General features: G+C 72.4%; 16 protein-coding genes. 7 read left to right on the forward strand and 9 right to left on the reverse strand.

Features of this window, described 5'->3' with window-relative positions:
• Position 1: 1 nt before the first annotated feature.
• The 5 genes from AB0L65_RS23000 (at position 2) to AB0L65_RS23020 (ending at position 3721) form a co-directional block, all read left to right on the forward strand.
• Positions 2-850 (forward strand): alpha/beta hydrolase, encoded by an 849-nt coding sequence (locus AB0L65_RS23000; RefSeq protein WP_364248566.1) that lies wholly within the window; start codon positions 2-4, stop codon positions 848-850.
• Entirely contained in the window at positions 847-972 is a 126-nt protein-coding gene (locus AB0L65_RS23005) for a hypothetical protein (protein WP_364248568.1), read from the forward strand. Before AB0L65_RS23000 ends, AB0L65_RS23005 begins: the two co-directional genes overlap by 4 nt.
• A 13-nt stretch (positions 973-985) precedes the next feature.
• Positions 986-1879: an alpha/beta fold hydrolase gene (locus AB0L65_RS23010; RefSeq protein ID WP_364248570.1), complete on the forward strand. Its 894-nt coding sequence runs from the start codon at positions 986-988 to the stop codon at positions 1877-1879.
• Positions 1876-2826 (forward strand): zinc-binding dehydrogenase, encoded by a 951-nt coding sequence (locus AB0L65_RS23015; protein WP_364248572.1) that lies wholly within the window; start codon positions 1876-1878, stop codon positions 2824-2826. Before AB0L65_RS23010 ends, AB0L65_RS23015 begins: the two co-directional genes overlap by 4 nt.
• Positions 2827-2896: 70 nt before the next feature.
• Positions 2897-3721: an IclR family transcriptional regulator gene (locus AB0L65_RS23020; protein ID WP_350727480.1), complete on the forward strand. Its 825-nt coding sequence runs from the start codon at positions 2897-2899 to the stop codon at positions 3719-3721.
• Here the strand turns inward: AB0L65_RS23020 and AB0L65_RS23025 are convergent, their stop codons facing one another.
• Entirely contained in the window at positions 3722-4531 is an 810-nt protein-coding gene (locus tag AB0L65_RS23025; RefSeq protein ID WP_364248574.1) for an alpha/beta fold hydrolase, read from the reverse strand.
• A gap of 125 nt (positions 4532-4656) precedes the next feature.
• Here AB0L65_RS23025 and AB0L65_RS23030 point away from each other — a divergent pair, with 125 nt between their 5' ends.
• Entirely contained in the window at positions 4657-5454 is a 798-nt protein-coding gene (locus tag AB0L65_RS23030) for an IclR family transcriptional regulator (RefSeq protein ID WP_355200268.1), read from the forward strand.
• Between the two features lie 9 nt (positions 5455-5463).
• Here the strand turns inward: AB0L65_RS23030 and AB0L65_RS23035 are convergent, their stop codons facing one another.
• Genes AB0L65_RS23035 through AB0L65_RS23055 form a run of 5 tightly spaced genes read right to left on the reverse strand, consistent with a single transcriptional unit; the run spans position 5464 to position 11837 of the window.
• Entirely contained in the window at positions 5464-6342 is an 879-nt protein-coding gene (locus tag AB0L65_RS23035; protein WP_364248576.1) for a sugar phosphate isomerase/epimerase, read from the reverse strand.
• A complete protein-coding gene (locus tag AB0L65_RS23040; RefSeq protein WP_364248578.1) occupies positions 6339-8438 on the reverse strand; it encodes an ABC transporter ATP-binding protein in 2100 nt (699 codons plus the stop codon). Before AB0L65_RS23040 ends, AB0L65_RS23035 begins: the two co-directional genes overlap by 4 nt.
• A complete protein-coding gene (locus AB0L65_RS23045; RefSeq protein WP_364248579.1) occupies positions 8435-9304 on the reverse strand; it encodes an ABC transporter permease in 870 nt (289 codons plus the stop codon). Before AB0L65_RS23045 ends, AB0L65_RS23040 begins: the two co-directional genes overlap by 4 nt.
• 2 nt (positions 9305-9306) lie before the next feature.
• Positions 9307-10254, reverse strand: a complete 948-nt coding sequence (locus AB0L65_RS23050) for an ABC transporter permease (RefSeq protein ID WP_364248581.1) — start codon at positions 10252-10254, stop codon at positions 9307-9309.
• Positions 10255-10268: 14 nt separating this feature from the next.
• Positions 10269-11837 carry an ABC transporter substrate-binding protein gene (locus tag AB0L65_RS23055; protein ID WP_364248583.1) on the reverse strand — a complete coding sequence of 523 codons (1569 nt, stop codon included), beginning with the start codon at positions 11835-11837 and terminating at the stop codon, positions 10269-10271.
• Between the two features lie 212 nt (positions 11838-12049).
• On the opposite strand from AB0L65_RS23055, the gene AB0L65_RS23060 reads away from it, so the two are divergent.
• Positions 12050-12985, forward strand: coding sequence for an NADP-dependent oxidoreductase (locus tag AB0L65_RS23060; protein WP_364248585.1), 936 nt, complete (start codon positions 12050-12052; stop codon positions 12983-12985).
• Between the two features lie 34 nt (positions 12986-13019).
• On the opposite strand, the gene AB0L65_RS23065 is transcribed toward AB0L65_RS23060, so the two are convergent.
• The 3 genes from AB0L65_RS23065 to AB0L65_RS23075 are packed head-to-tail and all read right to left on the reverse strand — an operon-like array spanning position 13020 to position 16178.
• On the reverse strand, positions 13020-14648 hold the full coding sequence (locus tag AB0L65_RS23065; protein ID WP_364248587.1) for a GMC family oxidoreductase: 1629 nt from the start codon (positions 14646-14648) through the stop codon (positions 13020-13022).
• 40 nt (positions 14649-14688) lie between these two features.
• A complete protein-coding gene (locus tag AB0L65_RS23070; protein ID WP_364248589.1) occupies positions 14689-15096 on the reverse strand; it encodes a gluconate 2-dehydrogenase subunit 3 family protein in 408 nt (135 codons plus the stop codon).
• The gene (locus AB0L65_RS23075; RefSeq protein ID WP_364248591.1) at positions 15093-16178 is read right to left on the reverse strand and encodes a Gfo/Idh/MocA family oxidoreductase; all 1086 of its coding nucleotides are present in this window, start codon (positions 16176-16178) and stop codon (positions 15093-15095) included. Before AB0L65_RS23075 ends, AB0L65_RS23070 begins: the two co-directional genes overlap by 4 nt.
• Between the last annotated feature and the right edge of the window lie 88 nt (positions 16179-16266).

The following is a 16266-nucleotide window of genomic DNA, read 5'->3' on the forward strand; positions in this document are numbered from 1 at the left end:
CATGGAACCGCCCAGCGGTTCGTACGCCGACGCCGACGGCGTCAAATATCACTACCTCGACCTGGGGTCGGGACCGGACACGATCTTCCTGCACGGCGGCGGCCCCGGCTGCACCGGGTGGAGCGACTTCGGCCCGGTGGCGCCGCTGTTCGCCGCCGAGCGCCGTTGCCTGATCGTGGACATCCTGCAGTACGGCAGGTCGGAGAAGTGCGTCATCACCGGCCCGATGTGGGACTTCCACGCGGCCAGAACCGTCGCGCTCATGGACGCGCTGGGCGTGGAGCGGGCCGACTTCGTCTGCAACTCCTGGGGCGGCACCATCGCGCTGTGCCTGGCCGCGCGCTACCCCGACCGGGTGCGCTCGCTGGTGATCACCGGCAGCATGCCGGTCTTCCACGGCCCGCTCGCGCCCCTGCCCGAGGGCGGCCGGCGCGGCCGCAACGCGCGGGACGTCTACTACGGCGGCGAGGGGCCCACGCGGGAGAAGATGCGCGACCTCATCACCCGGCTGGAGTGGTACGACGGCGACCGGCTGCCGGAGTCCACGCTGGACCTGCGCTACGAGCAGAGCCTGGACCCGGAGGAGCGGGCGCTGGCCGCCATGTCCGACTCGCCGCGCGGCGAATGGCAGGACCTCACCGCCGAGCTGGCCGAGATCCAGGCGCCGGCGCTGTTCATGTGGGGCATGCAGGACGCGTTCCTGACGCCGGACTATCCGCTCATGCTGGCGCGCATGGTGCCCCGGGGCAACCTGTACGTCATGGACCACGCGGGGCACCACCTCCAGGAGGAGCGTCCCGAGGCGTACCACGCCGTGGTCACCGGATTCCTCGCGGGGGCGGGCCGATGAAGAGAATGCTGATCGCCGTGCCCGCCGTCGTGCTGGCCGTGCTCCTCGCCCGCCTGCTGGCGGCCCGCAGCAACACCCAGGTGCACCGCATCAACCAGGACAAACCCGCTCTCGACCGTTGAAGGTGACGTGACGATGACCATATGGACCGAGTTGAGCCCGTTGAGCCTGAGCGTCTCGTACGTGGACGCGGGGGGAGTGCCGACTCGCAGCCTGCGGGCCGGATCGGGCGAGCCCGTGGTGTTCCTGCACGGGACCAGCGGGCACCTGGAGGCGTTCACCCGCAACCTGGCCGCGCACGCGGAGCAGTACGAGTGCCACGCCATCGACATGCTGGGCCACGGCTACACCGGCAAGCCGGACTATCCGTACGAGATCCCGCGCTATGTCGAGCACCTGCTGGCGTACTTCGACGCGGTGGGCATCGAGCGCGCGCACATCGTGGGGGAGTCGCTCGGAGGCTGGGTCGGTGGTCGCACCGCGATCGACCACCCCGACCGCGTGGCGAGCCTGCAGCTGCTCTGCGCGGGCGGCACCGTCGCCAACCCGCAGGTCATGGAGCGCATCAGGACGAGCACGCGCGAGGCCGTGCTCAGCGACGACGTGGAGCTCACCCGCAAGCGGCTGCGGCTGCTGATGGCCGACCCGGCCGACGCCACCGAGGAGCTGGTGGAGGTGCGCCACGCGATCTACCACGAGCCCGCGTTCGTGGCCAACGTGGACAACCTGCTCTGTCTGCAGGACATGGAGACCCGGCAGCGCAACATCCTGCGCCCCGGCGACCTGGCCGGGATCTCCCAGCCGACGCTGATCGTCTGGGGCCGCAAGAACCCGTTCGGCGACGTGCCGGAGGCGACCGCCATGCACGAGGCCATCGCGGGCTCGCAGCTGGAGCTGTTCGAGGAGTGCGGCCACTGGCCCCAGCACGAGCAGGCCGCGCGCTACAACCCGCTCAGCCTGTCCTTCCTGGCCAAGAGCTCGGCGGCGGGCTTCTCGGGCCGGATCACTGGTCGGGTGTCGGGCCGATGACGCGCGCGGCGCGCTTCCACGCGTGGGGCGCGGCCCCTGTCGTGGAGGACGTCCCCGAACCCGCGTACGAGCCGGGACGGGTGCTGGTCGAGGTCAAGGCGGCGGCGCTGAGCCATCTGGACCTGACCGTCGCCACCGGGTCCTTCGCGATGAAACCGGCCCTCCCGTACGTGGGCGGGGTCGAGGCCAGCGGGGTGGTCCTGGAAGCCGACGAGCTGGCCCCCGGCACGCAGGTGCTCCTGCGCGGGGGCGGGCTGGGCCTGCTGCGCGACGGCTGCTGGACCGAACGGGTCAGCGTCAGCCCCAAGGCCGTCAGCCCGCTGGCGGAGCCGCTGCCCCATGAGGTCGCCGCGTCGTTCTTCGTCCCGGCCACCACGGCGTACGTCGCCCTGCACGACGTCGCCCGCCTGGAGCCGGGGGAGGAGGTCGTCGTGACCGGAGCCACCGGGGCGGTCGGCGCGATGGTCGCCCAGCAGGCGCGGCTGGCCGGGGCCACGGTGACCGGGCTGGTCGGGCGGTCCGACCAGCTCGATCGGGTGCCCGAGGGGGTACGCGGCGTGGCGGCCGACGACGCCGCGGCGGTCGCGGAGCTGGCCTCGGCGCGCTCGGCGTCCCTGCTGGTCGACACGCTCGGAGGCGCCGGCCTGGTCGAGCGCACGCGCTGGGTCCGACCCGGCGGCCGGGCCGTCGTCATCGGGTACGTGCTGGGCGCGTCCGTGACGGTCGATCTCCCGTCGTGGCTGCTCGACGACGTGGCGCTGCTGCCCGTGAACATGGTCCGGCACGAGCGCCGGGCGCGCGAGGTGGCCCCGTCGCTGGTCGGCCGCCTGGCCTCCGGCGAGCTCGGCGTGGAGGTCGAGCGGTTCGACCTGGCCGAGATCGCCAAGGCCCTGGAGCTGTTGCGCGAGGGCCGGGTACGCGGGCGTGCGGTCGTCACGTTCGGATAGCCGCCGGGCCCGTTCCGCTCAGCGAGACAGGGCCGTTGTCCGGAACGGACATGGGCCCGATTATCGGGCAATGGCTCTTATGCACTCCCCGTCGTCACCTGACGTCAAGCCCCTGGCCATCGTCCCTTCGCCCGAGCACGACGCGGCGGCGAACAGCGTACTGGGCAAGGTGCGGCTGATCCTGGAGGCCTTCGGCCCCGACGACGAGAGCCTGGGCCTGTCCGAGATCGTCCGCCGCACCGGCGTGGCCAAGGCGTCGGTCCACCGGCTGGCCCAGGAGCTGCTGCAGTGGGGCCTGCTGGAGCGGCGCGGGTCCGAATACTGGCTGGGCATGCGCCTGTTCGAGATCGGGCAGCGCGTGCCGCGCCAGCGGATCCTGCGGGAGGCGGCTCGGCCCTTCATGGAGGACCTCTACCAGGCGACGGGGGAGACCATCCACCTGGCGGTGCTGGACGGGCTGGAGGTCATCTACCTGGAGAAGGTCTCCGGCCACGGCCAGGTGTCCAGGCCGTCGCGCGTCGCCGGGCGCATGCCGCTGCACTGCACGGCGACCGGCAAGGCCCTGCTGGCGTTCGGCCCGGCGGCCCTCTTCGGCGACGTCGTGGCCACCCCGCTGGCCCGCGTGACGCCGCGCACGGTCACCGCCCCGAAGCTGCTCGCCCAGGAGATCCAGCAGGCCAGGAAGGCCGGGTACGCCGTCGAGCGGGAGCAGACCCGGGTCGGCTACCTCAGCGTGGCGATCCCGCTCACCGGGGCCACCGGGACCATGGTCGCCGCGCTGTCCGTGACGGCGCCGACCTTCCGCGCCGACGTCAACAAGTACGTGGGCCTGCTCAGCATGGTGAGCAGGCGCATCACGAAGTCGATCATGGCCGCCGACGGCGGCCGGACCTGATCAGGCCGTCAGGAACGCCGCCACGGCCGCCGCGACCTCGGCGGGCTTGTGCTCCATGAGCGGGATCGTGCCGCCCTCGACGACGGCCGACGTCACGCTCGCCGCCCCGGTGAGATGCTCCCGGAGCGGGGCCATGTTCGGCAGCGCGAACGGGTCCGCGGCGCCCGCCAGCAGCAGCACGGGCGCCGTCACCAGGCCGATCCTGTCCTCCATGACGTAGCGCGCGCACGCCCGGTGGCCTTCGGCCGGATCGACCCCCGGCGCGAGGGCGTCGCGGACGAACCGGTCGAGGAGGCCGGTGACCGGTTCGGGATAGTACGGCTGCCGCAGCCGCCACAGCTTGACCAGGTGGTCGCCCTCCGGTGACGGCTCGGCCTCGTCCACCCCCGGGCCGTGCGCGTGGGAGGCGCGGTAGCGGGCGTCCGCCCACGGGGCCGACGACAGCACCAGCAGGCCCACCCGCTCCGGCGCGGACGCCGCCAGCTCGACGGCCACCGCGCCGCCGGTGTGGTGGCCGAGCACGTCGGCCCGCTCGATGCCGAGGCCGTCCAGCAGCGCCAGCGCACCGGCCGCGAACAGCTCGATCGTGTGGGGCGCCGGGGGCTTCGCGCTGGCCCCGAAGCCGACCATGTCCATGGCCAGGACGCGCCGATGCGGCGCCAGCAGGGGCATCAGCTCGCGGAACTCGTCCCACGATCGGGGGGTCTGATGCAGGAGCAGCAGGGGCCGGCCCCTGCCCTGCTCGGCGTAGTGGAGCTGGCCGAAGGGCGAGTCGGCGTACCCGAAGCGCGGCGGCGCCGTGATGTCCAAGGGGTCCTCCCTCATGCCGGGTCGTCACCTGATCTTTACATCGGTCCGCCCGGCGAAACCTATACATTCCAGACGTTCTGCACTATTCATGGGACAAATGGAAAGTGGTCGCGAGGGGAGTTCCGATGTCCTCACAGGTGTTCGTGGCGGCGCCGGCCGGCCCCGACGATGAGGAGGAATACCCCAATTCGGTGCTCGGCAAGGCTCAGTTGATCTTCGGGGCGTTCGAGTCGGGGGCGGTCCAGCTCCGGCTCACCGAGCTGAGCCGGCGCTCGGGGGTGCCGAAGGCGTCGGCGTACCGGCTGGCGCAGGAGCTGGTGCAATGGGGGCTGCTGGAGCGCAAGGGGGACTCCTACCAGCTCGGCATGCGCATGTTCGAGCTGGGCCAGCGGGTGCCGGTCTCCGCCGTGCTGCGCCGCGTGGCCCGGCCCCTCCTCACCGACCTGTTCGCCGCCACCAGGGCGACCATCCACCTGGCGGTCCTCGACCGCGGTCACGTGCTCTACGTGGAGAAAGTGGCCGGGGAGCAGAACGTGAACACCCACTCCCGGGTGGGCGGGCGCCTGCCCGCGGCGTGCACGGCGACGGGGAAGGCCCTGCTCGCGAACCTCCCCGACCTCGAGGAACGGCTGCGCCGCCTCGCCCGGACCGGCCTGCCGCGCCTGACGCCGCGCACCGTCGCGTCCGTGGAGGACCTGCGCCGGCAGCTCGCGGTCGTCAGGGAACGGGGTTACGCCATCGAGCGGCAGGAGATCCTGCTGGGCTTCGGCAGCATCGCCGTGCCCGTCGCGGGAGCCGATGGAACGGTCCTCGCGTCCGTGTCGGCCGCCGCGCCGCTGTCGCGCCTGGTGGCGAAGCGGCTTCTGCCGGGGCTGTTCGCGGCGGCCGACGGCATCTCCCGCGCCGTCGAGCGGGAGTGCTGACGATCATCCTCAGAAGGCGCTGCGCATCCAGCCGGCCGACACCTGCGCGCTCTCGTACGGGTCGGCGATGTCGGGCCGGTCCACCTCCACCATCAGCCACCCGTCGAACGCCCCGGGCAGGTTGCCGATGATGCCGGTCAGGTCGAGCTCACCCCGGCCGGGCTCGACCCAGAGCCCCGCGAGCACGGTCTGCCGGTAGTCCCAGCCCTTCTCGCGGCCCTCGGCGGCGACGCTGAGCCGGCAGTCCTTCACGTGCACGAAGGGGATCCGCTCGGCGTAGTCCTTCACGAGGCGGGCGACGTCGGCGCCCGCCCACGCCAGGTGGCCCGTGTCGGGCAGGAAGCCGAGCCGGGACTCCGGCAGGGCCTCGAGCACCGCCCGGCCCTCCTCCTCGGTCTCGACCCACGTGCCGACGTGCGGGTGCAGGCACGGCCGGACGCCCTCGGCCACCATGGCGTCGCAGATCCGCCCGATCAGCTCCGTCACCGCCTCGACGCGCGCGGGGTCGGCGTCGTGCCCCTGCGCGGGGTTCAGGACGCGCGGCGCCTCCTTGCCCATGCCCAGGCCCAGGCCGATCTCGGTCAGGCCGAGCCGGGCCTGCGTGCGGGCGACCTCGGCGGCGGCGGCCACGACGGTGTCCTCGTTGCCGTCCCTGCCGTCCGAGCGGCAGGGGAAGTAGCCGGGCGCGAGCGACAGGCCGACCTCGTCCAGCAGCGTTCGGTACTGCTCGACGTCGAGGCCGGCGGGCACGTCGGACATGACGTGGTCGAACCCGGCCCGCTTGATCTGGGTCAGCAGCTCCTTCGGCGCGGGGGCCAGCGAGGGGTCGAGCCAGCCGTCGGCGCTGGCCATCCACTGGATCGGGTTGAGCGCGATCTTCGCGGTCATTCGGTTTCCTTTCCGTTGTCGGCAAAGTGGCAGGCGGCCCGCTGGCCGGTGGCCGTGAGGGTGAGCTGAGGGTCGATCTCCGTGCAGATCGTCCGTTCCGGGTTGACCAGCGGGCCGATCGGGCACCTGGTGCGGAACCGGCAGCCCGAGGGCGGGTTCGCGGGGCTGGGCAGGTCACCGGGGAGGACGATGCGCTCGCGCGTGCGCGCGGAGACCGACGGGACGGGTGAGGACGACATCAGGGCGGCGGTGTAGGGGTGCTGCGGGTTGCCGTAGACGTCGGCGGCGTCGCCGTACTCCACGATCCGGCCCAGGTACATGACCGCGACGGTGTCGCTGAGGTGCCGCACCACCGACAGGTCGTGGGCGATGAACAGGTAGCCGAGGCCGAGCTCGTTCTGCAACTGCTCCAGCAGGTTGATGATCTGCGCCTGGATCGACATGTCCAGGGCCGAGACCGGCTCGTCGAGGATGAGCGCGCGCGGCTGCCTGGCCAGCGCGCGGGCGATGCCGATGCGCTGGCGCTGGCCGCCCGAGAACGCGTGGGGGTAGCGGTCGAGGTGCTCGGCGCGCAGCCCGACCTGCTCCATCAGCGACCGCGCCGCCTCCTCCCGCTCCCGCCGGCCGACGCCTCTGAACGCGAGCGCCTCGGACAGCGACTGCCTGATGGTGCGCCGCGGGTTCAGCGACGCGTACGGGTCCTGGAACAGGTACTGCACCGAGGACCTGACCCGCCCGAGGTCCGCCTGCCCCATCGTGCTCACGTCGGCGCCGTCGACGAGGACCGATCCGCCGGAGACCCGGTTGATCCCGACGATGCTCCTGGACAGCGTCGACTTGCCGCAGCCGCTCTCGCCCACCAGCCCGAGCGTGCGGCCGGCGTGCACCGACAGGCTCACGGAGTCGACCGCGTACACGGGAGGGTCGCGGTGGAACAGCCCGCGCCGCCGGGACCCGACGTCGATCCGCAGGTCGCGCACCTCGAGGACGGGCGTCGTGGCGTCCGCCACGGCCGCCTCTGGGGCGGCGTGGACCGAGATGTCGGCGGGGGCCGGCTCCGGGTCGCGGACCGAGACGTCGGTGGTGGCGCGTTGCGCGACGAAGCAGGCTGCCGACTGCCCGTCGGTGCCGATCTGGAGCAGCTCCGGCGGCTCGTGCTCGCAGACGTCCTCGGTGAAGCGGCACCGGGGAGCGAAGGGGCAGCCGGGCGGCGGCGCGGCCGGGTCGGGCGGCGCTCCCGGGATCGCGGGCAGCGGCTGCCCGATCCGGTCGTCGTCGAGGCGGGGCATGGCCGCCAGCAGCGCCGCGGTGTAGGGGTGCCGCGGCTGTTCGAAGACCTGCTCGACGGTGCCCTTCTCGACCGTGCGGCCGCCGTACATGACGACGACGTCGGTGCAGAGCTCGGCCACGACCCCCATGTCATGGGTGATGATCGCGATGGCGATGCCGAGCTCGGTGCGCAGCCGGGCGAGCAGGCGCAGGATCTGCGCCTGGATGGTCACGTCGAGAGCGGTCGTGGGCTCGTCCGCGATCAGCAGCGCGGGGTCGTTGGCCAGGGCGATCGCGATGACGACGCGCTGGCGCATGCCTCCGGAGAACTGGTGCGGGTAATGGTCGATCTTCGTCCGGACGTCGGGGATGCCGACCTGGTCGAGCAGTTCGATCGCGCGCCTGCGCGCGGTCTGCCTGTCGACCCCGTGCAGCGTCATGGCCTCGGCGATCTGGTCGCCCACCTTCATGACGGGGTTGAGCGCGGCCTGCGGGTCCTGGAAGACCATCGCGACCTTGCTGCCGCGGCGGCGCCGCATCTCGCGTTCGGGCAGGGCGAGCAGGTCCTCGCCGCCGAGCCGTACGGAGCCCGCCACGACCTCGCCCGGCGGGCGCAGCATGCGCATGATGGAGCGCGCCGTCACGGACTTGCCCGAGCCGGACTCGCCGACGATGCCGAGCACGTCGCCCGGGTAGATGTCGAAGCTGACGTCGTTGACGGCCTTGACGCCGCCGTTCCTCAGCCGGAACTCGGTGCGCAGGCCTTCGACCCGCAGCAACGGCACGTCCTTCGCCGTCACGGGGGCCAGGGGTTCGGTGGAGGTCACCGGCGGTTCACCGCCTCGTTGAGCGCGTCGGACACCAGGCTGAAGCCCACCGCCACCAGGAGCAGCAGGAGCGCGGGGCCGACGATGTAGGTGGGGGACTGGGTGACGAACCGCAGCCCGTTGTTCAGGAGCACGCCGAGCGAGGGCGTCGGCGGCTGCACGCCGAGGCCGACGATGCTCAGCCCGGCCTCGATGTAGACGCCGACGACCATCCACACGGCCGCGTTGACCACGGCCGAGTCCATGGCGTTCGGCAGGACGTGCCGGACCAGGAGCTGCGGGCGGGAGACGCCGAGCACCCGGGCGGCGAGGACGTACTCCCTGCTCTGCTGGGCCAGCCAGGCGCCGCGGGCCAGCCGGCCGGCGGTGGGCAGTCCGCTGATCAGGATGGTCAGGAACAGCGCCGGCCAGCCCGGCCCCAGGATGGCCACCAGGCAGATCCCCAGGATCAGGCCGGGGAAGCCGATGATCACGTCGAGCAGCCGCTGCACCGCCGACCCCAGGTGCTCCGACAGCGCGCCGCTCAGCCCGAGCAGGACCCCGATCGCCATGCTGAGCGGCACCGCGGTGAAGATCAGGCTGAGGTCGATGCGCAGGCCGTAGACGCTGCGGACGAAGATGTCGCGGCCGAACTCGTCCACGCCGAAGATGTGCCCGGCCGAGATCCCGGTCAGCGCCTCGCGGCCCTGCTCGTCGTACCCGCCGGGGAAGAGCACGGGGGCGAGCAGGGCGGCCAGGCTCATGACGGCGAGGATCGACAGCCCGATGACGCCCTTCGGCGTGCGGAACGCCGACAGGTAGCGCGCCAGCGTCGGGTTCAGCCGGCGTGCGCGCGGGATTCCCCCTTCGAGTGGAATGTCTGCCATGCCTACGCTCCCAACGTGATCCGGGGGTCGAGTGCTGCCAGGATCATCTCGGTGAGGATCTGGCAGATCACCGCCACGAAGACGACGGCCAGGATCAGCACCTGCAGCACGGTGAAGTCGCGGGTCTGCACGCTGGAGACGGCGAGCTGGCCGAGGCCGTTGCGGTTGAAGATCGCCTCGATGATGACGGCGCCGGCGAGCAGGTTGCCGACCTGCAGGCCCACCGCGACGACCGCGGTGCCCACGCTGTTGCGCAGCACGTGCCGGATCGTGATCCGGGCGCCCGAGGCTCCCTTGCTGAGCGCGAGGTCCACGTAGTCCTCGTTCCTGGCGACCAGCATCTCCGCCTGCAGCAGCCGGGCCACGACCGCCGCGGGCGGCAGCGCCAGCGCGATCGCCGGCAGGATCAGGAACTGGAAGCCGATCACCGGGTTGTCGAGGAAGGCGACCTCGCCGCTGACGGGCAGCCAGCGGTTCAGCACGCCGAAGACGAGGATCAGCCCCAGCCCCGTGACGAACGACGGGACGGCCACGAGGACGCTGTTGACCAGGTCGAGGCCGGCCCGCGCCCAGCCGCTGCGGACCGAGCCGACCACGACGCCCAGGGCCGTGCCGATCGCGATGACCAGCAGCGTGGCCAGGGCGGCCAGCTCGACCGTGCTCCCCAGCCGGTCGCCGATGAGGCTCGCGACGCTGCGGCGCAGCAGGTACGACTGGCCGAGGTCGCCCTGGAGCAGCCCGGCCATCCAGTCCGCGTACTGGATCACCAGGGGGCGGTCCAGGCCGAGCTGCTGCCTGATCGCGGCGATGTTGGCCGCGGTCGGGTCCGCTCCGGCGAGCGTGACCGCCACGTCGCCCGGCGCCAGGCGGGGCAGGGCGAAGGCCACGATCGAGCTGGCCAGCAGCACGAACACCAGCGAAGGGAGCTTGCGTATCAGGAACCGGACCATCGTCCTGCCTCCGGTTACTTGGACAGCCAGGCCTGGCTGAGGTCGAGGAAGCCCATCTGCGTGGACTTGATGCCGTTCACGGAGTTCGCGCGCAGGGTGAGGGTGGGGCGGGTGACCAGCGGGAGCACGAACGCCTGGTCGATGAAGTAGGCGTCGTAGTCGCGCAGGGCCTTCTGCTGGTCCTCCGTGGTGCTCGCGCTGGTGACCGCCTTGACCAGCTTCGTGTACTCGGGGCTCTTGAAGTGCGAGACGTTGCCGTCCGCCAGCAGCTCCGGCCGGCTCACGACGGCGGTCGCGGGGGACAGGCCGTTGCTGTTCTGCATGAGGAAGGCGGGGGCGCCCAGGTCCTTCTTGGCGATCCTGGCGTCGTAGTCGGCCACGGGCACGACGACCGGGTTGGCGTTCAGCCCCACGGCGGCCAGGTTGTTCTTGACGATCTGGAAGACGCCGGTGGCCTCGGGCGAGTTCAGCGTGAGCACGTCGAACGAGACGTTCTTCACCCCCGCCTCGGCGAGCAGCTGCTTGGCCTTGTCCGGCTGGTAGGTGTACTGCTTGGCCTGGGCGGCGTCGTAGCCGATCGTCGAGGCCCGCCACGGCACGTTGGTCGGGTCGGCCTGGCCGCCCATGACCTGCTGCACGATGCGGTCGCGGTCGATCGCGTAGTGGACCGCCTGGCGCACGGCCTTGTTGTCGAACGGTGGCTTGGTCACGTCGAACGCCAGCGGGATGGCCGCGCCGCCCGAGGTCACGAGGGAGAAGCCCGGCTGCTGGCTCAGGGTCCTGGCGTCCAGGGCCGCCATGCCGACGCCGTACTGGACGCGGCCGCTGCGGATGGCCGCGACCATGGCCGTCGGGTCCTTGATCAGGTTGATCTCGATGGTGTCGAGCTGGGTGCCCGCCGCGTCGCGGTAGCCCGCGTACTTGCCGAGCACCAGCTTGCCACCGGGAGTCCACGACTTCCACGTGAAGCGCCCGGTGCCGTCGACCTTGGTGCCCGCGGCGTAGTCGCCGTAGGAGTCCTTGTTGAGGATGGGCATCGTCTCGAAGAGGTCGAAGATGTTCGGCAGCGGCTGCTTGAACGTCAGCGTCAGCTCGTGCTCGCCCTTGGTCTTCATGTCGGAGATCTGGGCGGCGATCGACTGGTTGGCCGCGCCGGTGGCCGGGTCCTGGACCTTCTGGATGGCGAAGACGACGTCGTCCGCGGTCAGCTTGCGGCCGCTGTGGAAGGTCACGTCGTCGCGGAGCTTGAGGTCCAGGCTCTTGCCGTCGGGAGCCAGGGTCCACGACTCGGCCAGGACGCCCTTGGGCTGCCCGGTCTTGCCGTCGATGAGGGTCAGCGTCTCGAAGACCGCGTACTCCGCCACGACGTTGCCGAAGGAGGTCTTGAGGAACGAACCCGGGTCGGCGTCGCTCGTCTGGGCGACGATGAGGGTGCCGCCCCCGCGCACCGGGCCGGTACTCGCGCTCGCGGAGTTCCCGATGGCGCCCTGGTTGGCGGCGCTGCACGCGGCGGAGGCGAGCATGGCCGCGCCGGTGGCGCTCGCGGCGAGACGACGGCGCCATACTGACTTCGTCAGTGACATAGGTACTCCTCGAGACAATCTGGGGGCGTGCGGTGTAACGAGGTGTCGGGCATCGTACTAATTGCCCGAATTGTTGCCGGACGCGGAGTCACCGTTCTTCAGGTGGTGGGCTCAAACCCTAGAGCCGGACGATTCGGGCGGCTCCCGCGCCGGTTCGCTGACCGGAACAGGCCGTCACCCCGGCCCGCGCCCGGTCGGTAGCGTCCCTGACCATGCCTCTCGCTTACGGGTTCATCGACTACGGCGGTCCGGATGTCCAGCGCTTCCTCGACGTTCCCGCGCCCGAGCCGCAACCGGGCGAGGTGCTCGTCGAGGTGCGCGCGGCCGGCGTCAACCCGGTGGACTGGAAGGTCCGCGCCGGCATGCATCGGGCCTTCCTGCCGCTGCGCCTGCCCGCGGTCCTCGGGCGCGAGGTGGCCGGGACCGTGGTGCGGACCGGCCCCGGAGTCACCCGGCCGGCCGTCGGGGACGCGGTCTTCGGCAGCACGGCCGGCGGGAGCGGCGGGTACGCCGAGCTGGCGGTGCTGCCGGAGGGCCGGGCCGCGCGCATGCCGGACGGGCTGAGCTTCACCGACGCGGCGGCGCTGCCGATCGCGGCGGGGACCGCCTACGAGGGGCTCGCCGCCCTCGCCCCGGCCCCAGGCCAGACGCTGCTGATCCTGGGCGCCGGCGGGGGAGTCGGCACGGTCGCGGCCCAGCTCGCGGTCATGGACGGGGTACGCGTCGTGGGCACGGCGAGCGGGGCGAAGAGCGCGTTCGTCGAATCCCTCGGCGCCACGGCGGTCGCCTACGATCGCGAGGACGTCGCGGGCCGGCTGCGGGAGCTTCTTCCCGAAGGCGCCGGCACCGTTCTCGACCTGGTCGGCGGTGACGCCCTCAATGGTGTCGCGGAGGTTCTCACCGCCGGGACACGCGTGCTCACCGTGGCCGGCGAGGAGACCGCCGCGCGCTTCGGCGCGCGCCCGCTCTCGCGGACCGGGGACCCGGGGACGCTGTCGGCCCTGGCCGAGCTCGTGGTCGCGGGGAAGTTGGACCCGTGTGTGCGCCGGGTGTTCCCGTTCGCCGCGGCGGCCGACGCGCTCGCGCTCGTGGAGGAGGGCCACGCCACCGGCAAGGTGGTGCTCGACGTCACCACGCGATCATCCTGAAGAGACGTCACCACTCGGCTGTCCTGAGCAGGCGTCACCACTCGGCGCACAGTCGCTCGACCGTCCGGAATGCCAGCGCCATGATCGTCAGTACGGGGTTGACCCCGCCGTTGGTGACGTGCACGGAGGCGTCGGCGACATAGAGGTTGTCGTGCCCGTGGACCCTGCCCCACCGGTCCACGACCGACGTCCGCTCGTCGTCGCCCATCCGGCACGTCCCCGACTGGTGCTGCCCGGCGTGCAGGCCCAGGGGCGCCCGCGCCGCCCACGCCCGGCGCGCGCCCGAGGCGAGCAGCCATTCACGGGCGCGCTCGGCGATGAAGTCCCCGGTACGCAGGGTCTCCGGGTGGGTCGTGCCGGACAGGCGGGCGACCGGGATGCCCCACCGGTCGCGCACGCGGGGGTCGGGCCGCGTCCTCGCCTCCGGGTCGGGGATCTCCTGGACCGGCCCGCCCACCCGCATGACGCGGCGGTAGTTGTCCCGCATGTACTGCTTGTTGCGCGCGCCCCAGCGGGGCAGGTCCGGCGGCAGGTTCCGGGCCCAGAAGGCCAGGGGCAGCACGGTGAACTCGTCCGCCAGCATCGCCCCGCCGACCAGGCCGTCGTTGTGGTGGACGAAGTCGAGGGTCGCGAGCGAGACGCCGGGGCCCAGCCCGTCGTGCACGGGCTCGTCCATCTCGCCCAGCGCCCATGCGTAGGCGTGGCCCTGGAGATGCCGTCCCACCTGGTCGTGGTTGTTGCCCAGCCCGTGCGGCTCGCGCCGGGTCGGGGAGTTCTGCAGCAGCCGGGCCGTCTCGATCGCGCCGGCCGCGCAGATCACGACCTCGGCCTCGACGACGTGGCGGGCCCCCGAGCGATCCACCCAGCGCACGCCGGTGACGCGGCCCGACGGGTCGCACTCGACGCGTTCGGCGACGGCCTCCGGCAGCAGCCGGGCGCGGCCGGTGGCGAGCGCGCGGCTCAGCACGGTGTTGTGGGAGCCGTTCTTGGCGTCGGCCGGGCAGGCGAAGCCGACGCAGTGCTGGCAGCGGGTGCAGGCGGCCCGTCCGCCGTACGGCACCGAGTTGATCAGCAACGGCACCGGCAGCACGTCCCAGCCGAGGGCGGTCGCGCCCCTGCGCAGGGCGGCGGCCTGCAGGCCCTCCGGGAGCGGGGACATCGGGTACGGCTTGGCACGCCTCCAGTGGCGGCTGCCGGCCGCGTGGTCGCCGCAGACGCCGATCTCCCACTCGGCGCGCTCGTAGAAGGGCTCCAGGTCGTCGTATCCGATGGGCCAGTCGGCGAGGCTGCTGCCCGCGGGCACGCCGTACGTGCTCGCCATCGTGAAGTCGGCGGGCAGGAACCGCCACGCCTGCGCCCCGTAGAGCCGGGTGCCGCCGCCGACCAGCGTGGCGTTGCCGTGGAAGCCCGGCTCGTGCGGGCGTACCAGGTGCTCGCCGCCGGTGGCGTCGACGGCGACGCGCGGGCCGTCCTCGTAGTCGGGCCCGGAGCGGTGGGGATAGCGGGTGAGGCGGTGGTTGCGCAGATGGTCGCGGCCGATCTCCGCGAAGGTGAGGTCACGGCCGCGTTCCAGCACGAGCACGCGCTTGCCCGCCTCGGCCAGGACTGCGGCGGCGACCCCGCCCCCGGCGCCCGACCCGATCACGACCGCGTCCACCCGCATCAGCCCCGTACCTCGCATCCGGCCACAGCCCGCGTCCGCATCAGTCCCGTACCTCGAATCCGATCATCCGCCAGGAGGCGGCGTCGCGGTTGCCGCCGTTGCCCGGGTCGCCGTAGAAGCCCTCCATGACGTGCCCGACCACCGTCTCCACGAACGCCGCCGCGTCGAACGGCCACGGCACGCGGGTGTCGCCCGCCTCCAGCGCCCGCAGCAGCTCTTCGCGCCGCCCGGGCGGGAGCTCGGGGAAGCCGGTGCCGTGCCGCTCGCGCGCCTCGGCCTCGACGGCGTCGAGCCCCGCCTCGTAGAAGGCGCGCAGACCGGCCAGGTCACGGCCGAACTGCCCGGCGAGGTAGTCCAGGACCCCCGCCTCGGTGCCGCTCGGGTGATCGTCGGTCGGGACGATCGTGTCGACCACCGCGCCCAGCGTCGCGGCCTGCCCCGGGGTCACTCCGCGAAGCGGGGGGCCGGGCGCTCGCACGTGCTCTCCAGGCGGACGACCTGGCCGGGCCCGTCGATCGCGGAAAGGGCCTCGAGCACGTGGAAGGCGAACGTGGCGTTCGCGCGGTGGGGGCCGCCCTCGATCGCGTCGGCCAGATCCCGTACGCCGAGCCCGCGGCGCGCCTGCTCCTTGGTGCCGACCGCGCCGAACAGGCCGACGACGGGCGGCAGGACCGACCAGTCCGCCTCCCCGTGCCGTCGCACCCGTACGTCGCCGTCGAAGTGGTTGGGGTTGGGCAAGGTGAGGGTCCCTTCGGTGCCGTAGACCTCGATGGCGGGCAGGTCGCTGTCCCAGACGTCGAAGCTCATCAGCGTGGTGCCGATGACCCCGGAATCGAAGACGAGGACGGCGGAGGCATGGGTCGCCACCTCGACGTCGATCCGGTCCACGACGCGGTCCGGCGCGGTCACCGCTCGCACCGGCGCGCCGACGCGAGCGGCCCCCGCCACGGACCTGACCGGGCCGAGCAGGTTCACCAGTATGGCCAGATAGTACGGCCCCATGTCCAGGACGGGCCCGCCCCCGCGCTGGAAGAGGAACCGCGGGTCCGGATGCCAGGTCTCGGCCTTGCTGTGCCGGACGAACGCCGACACGCCGATGGGCTCGCCGATCAGCCCGTCGTCGAGCGCCTTGCGCGCGGTCTGGGAGGCGCTGCCCAGGAACGTGTCCGGCGCGGAGCCCAGCACGCGGCCGCTCGTCCCGGCCGCCGCCAGCACCTCCCGCGCCTCGGCGACGGTCGCGGCGAGCGGCTTCTCGACGTAGACGTGCTTGCCGGACTCCAGGGCCCGGATGACGGTGCTCGCGTGGTGGGCCGGCGGGGTCAGGTTCACCAGGATGTCGATCGAGTCGTCGGCGTAGAGCTCGTCGCCGTCCCCCCAGGCGGGGATGCCGTGCTCTTCCGCGGCCCGCTTGGCCCTGTCGACGTCGATGTCGCCGACGCGGACGATCTCCAGCTCCGGGTAGCGGGCCATGCCGGTGACGTAGCGGCCGAAGATGTTGCCGGTGCCGAGGATGCCGATGCGGTGGTGCACGTGTTTTCCGTCCTTCTGGTTGCGTACGGGACCGATGGAAGTCAACGTCCGGCGCGGCCCGCTCACCAAGCTCGCCAGTCCGCTGGCC

Origin of the sequence: Nonomuraea sp. NPDC052116 (assembly GCF_040680035.1) — a bacterium.
Taxonomy (GTDB): Bacteria; Actinomycetota; Actinomycetes; order Streptosporangiales; family Streptosporangiaceae; genus Nonomuraea; species Nonomuraea angiospora_A.

Excerpts from the sequence above, each read along its gene's own strand:
- AB0L65_RS23030 (WP_355200268.1), top strand. The coding sequence starts at position 4,657 with ATGTCCTCACAGGTGTTCGTGGCGGCGCCGGCCGGCCCCGACGATGAG.
- AB0L65_RS23045 (WP_364248579.1), bottom strand. The coding sequence starts at position 9,304 with ATGGCAGACATTCCACTCGAAGGGGGAATCCCGCGCGCACGCCGGCTG.
- AB0L65_RS23065 (WP_364248587.1), bottom strand. The coding sequence starts at position 14,648 with ATGCGGGTGGACGCGGTCGTGATCGGGTCGGGCGCCGGGGGCGGGGTC.
- AB0L65_RS23055 (WP_364248583.1), bottom strand. The coding sequence starts at position 11,837 with ATGTCACTGACGAAGTCAGTATGGCGCCGTCGTCTCGCCGCGAGCGCC.
- AB0L65_RS23020 (WP_350727480.1), top strand. The coding sequence starts at position 2,897 with ATGGCTCTTATGCACTCCCCGTCGTCACCTGACGTCAAGCCCCTGGCC.
- AB0L65_RS23005 (WP_364248568.1), top strand. The coding sequence starts at position 847 with ATGAAGAGAATGCTGATCGCCGTGCCCGCCGTCGTGCTGGCCGTGCTC.
- AB0L65_RS23015 (WP_364248572.1), top strand. The coding sequence starts at position 1,876 with ATGACGCGCGCGGCGCGCTTCCACGCGTGGGGCGCGGCCCCTGTCGTG.
- AB0L65_RS23060 (WP_364248585.1), top strand. The coding sequence starts at position 12,050 with ATGCCTCTCGCTTACGGGTTCATCGACTACGGCGGTCCGGATGTCCAG.
- AB0L65_RS23035 (WP_364248576.1), bottom strand. The coding sequence starts at position 6,342 with ATGACCGCGAAGATCGCGCTCAACCCGATCCAGTGGATGGCCAGCGCC.
- AB0L65_RS23010 (WP_364248570.1), top strand. The coding sequence starts at position 986 with ATGACCATATGGACCGAGTTGAGCCCGTTGAGCCTGAGCGTCTCGTAC.
- AB0L65_RS23000 (WP_364248566.1), top strand. The coding sequence starts at position 2 with ATGGAACCGCCCAGCGGTTCGTACGCCGACGCCGACGGCGTCAAATAT.
- AB0L65_RS23050 (WP_364248581.1), bottom strand. The coding sequence starts at position 10,254 with ATGGTCCGGTTCCTGATACGCAAGCTCCCTTCGCTGGTGTTCGTGCTG.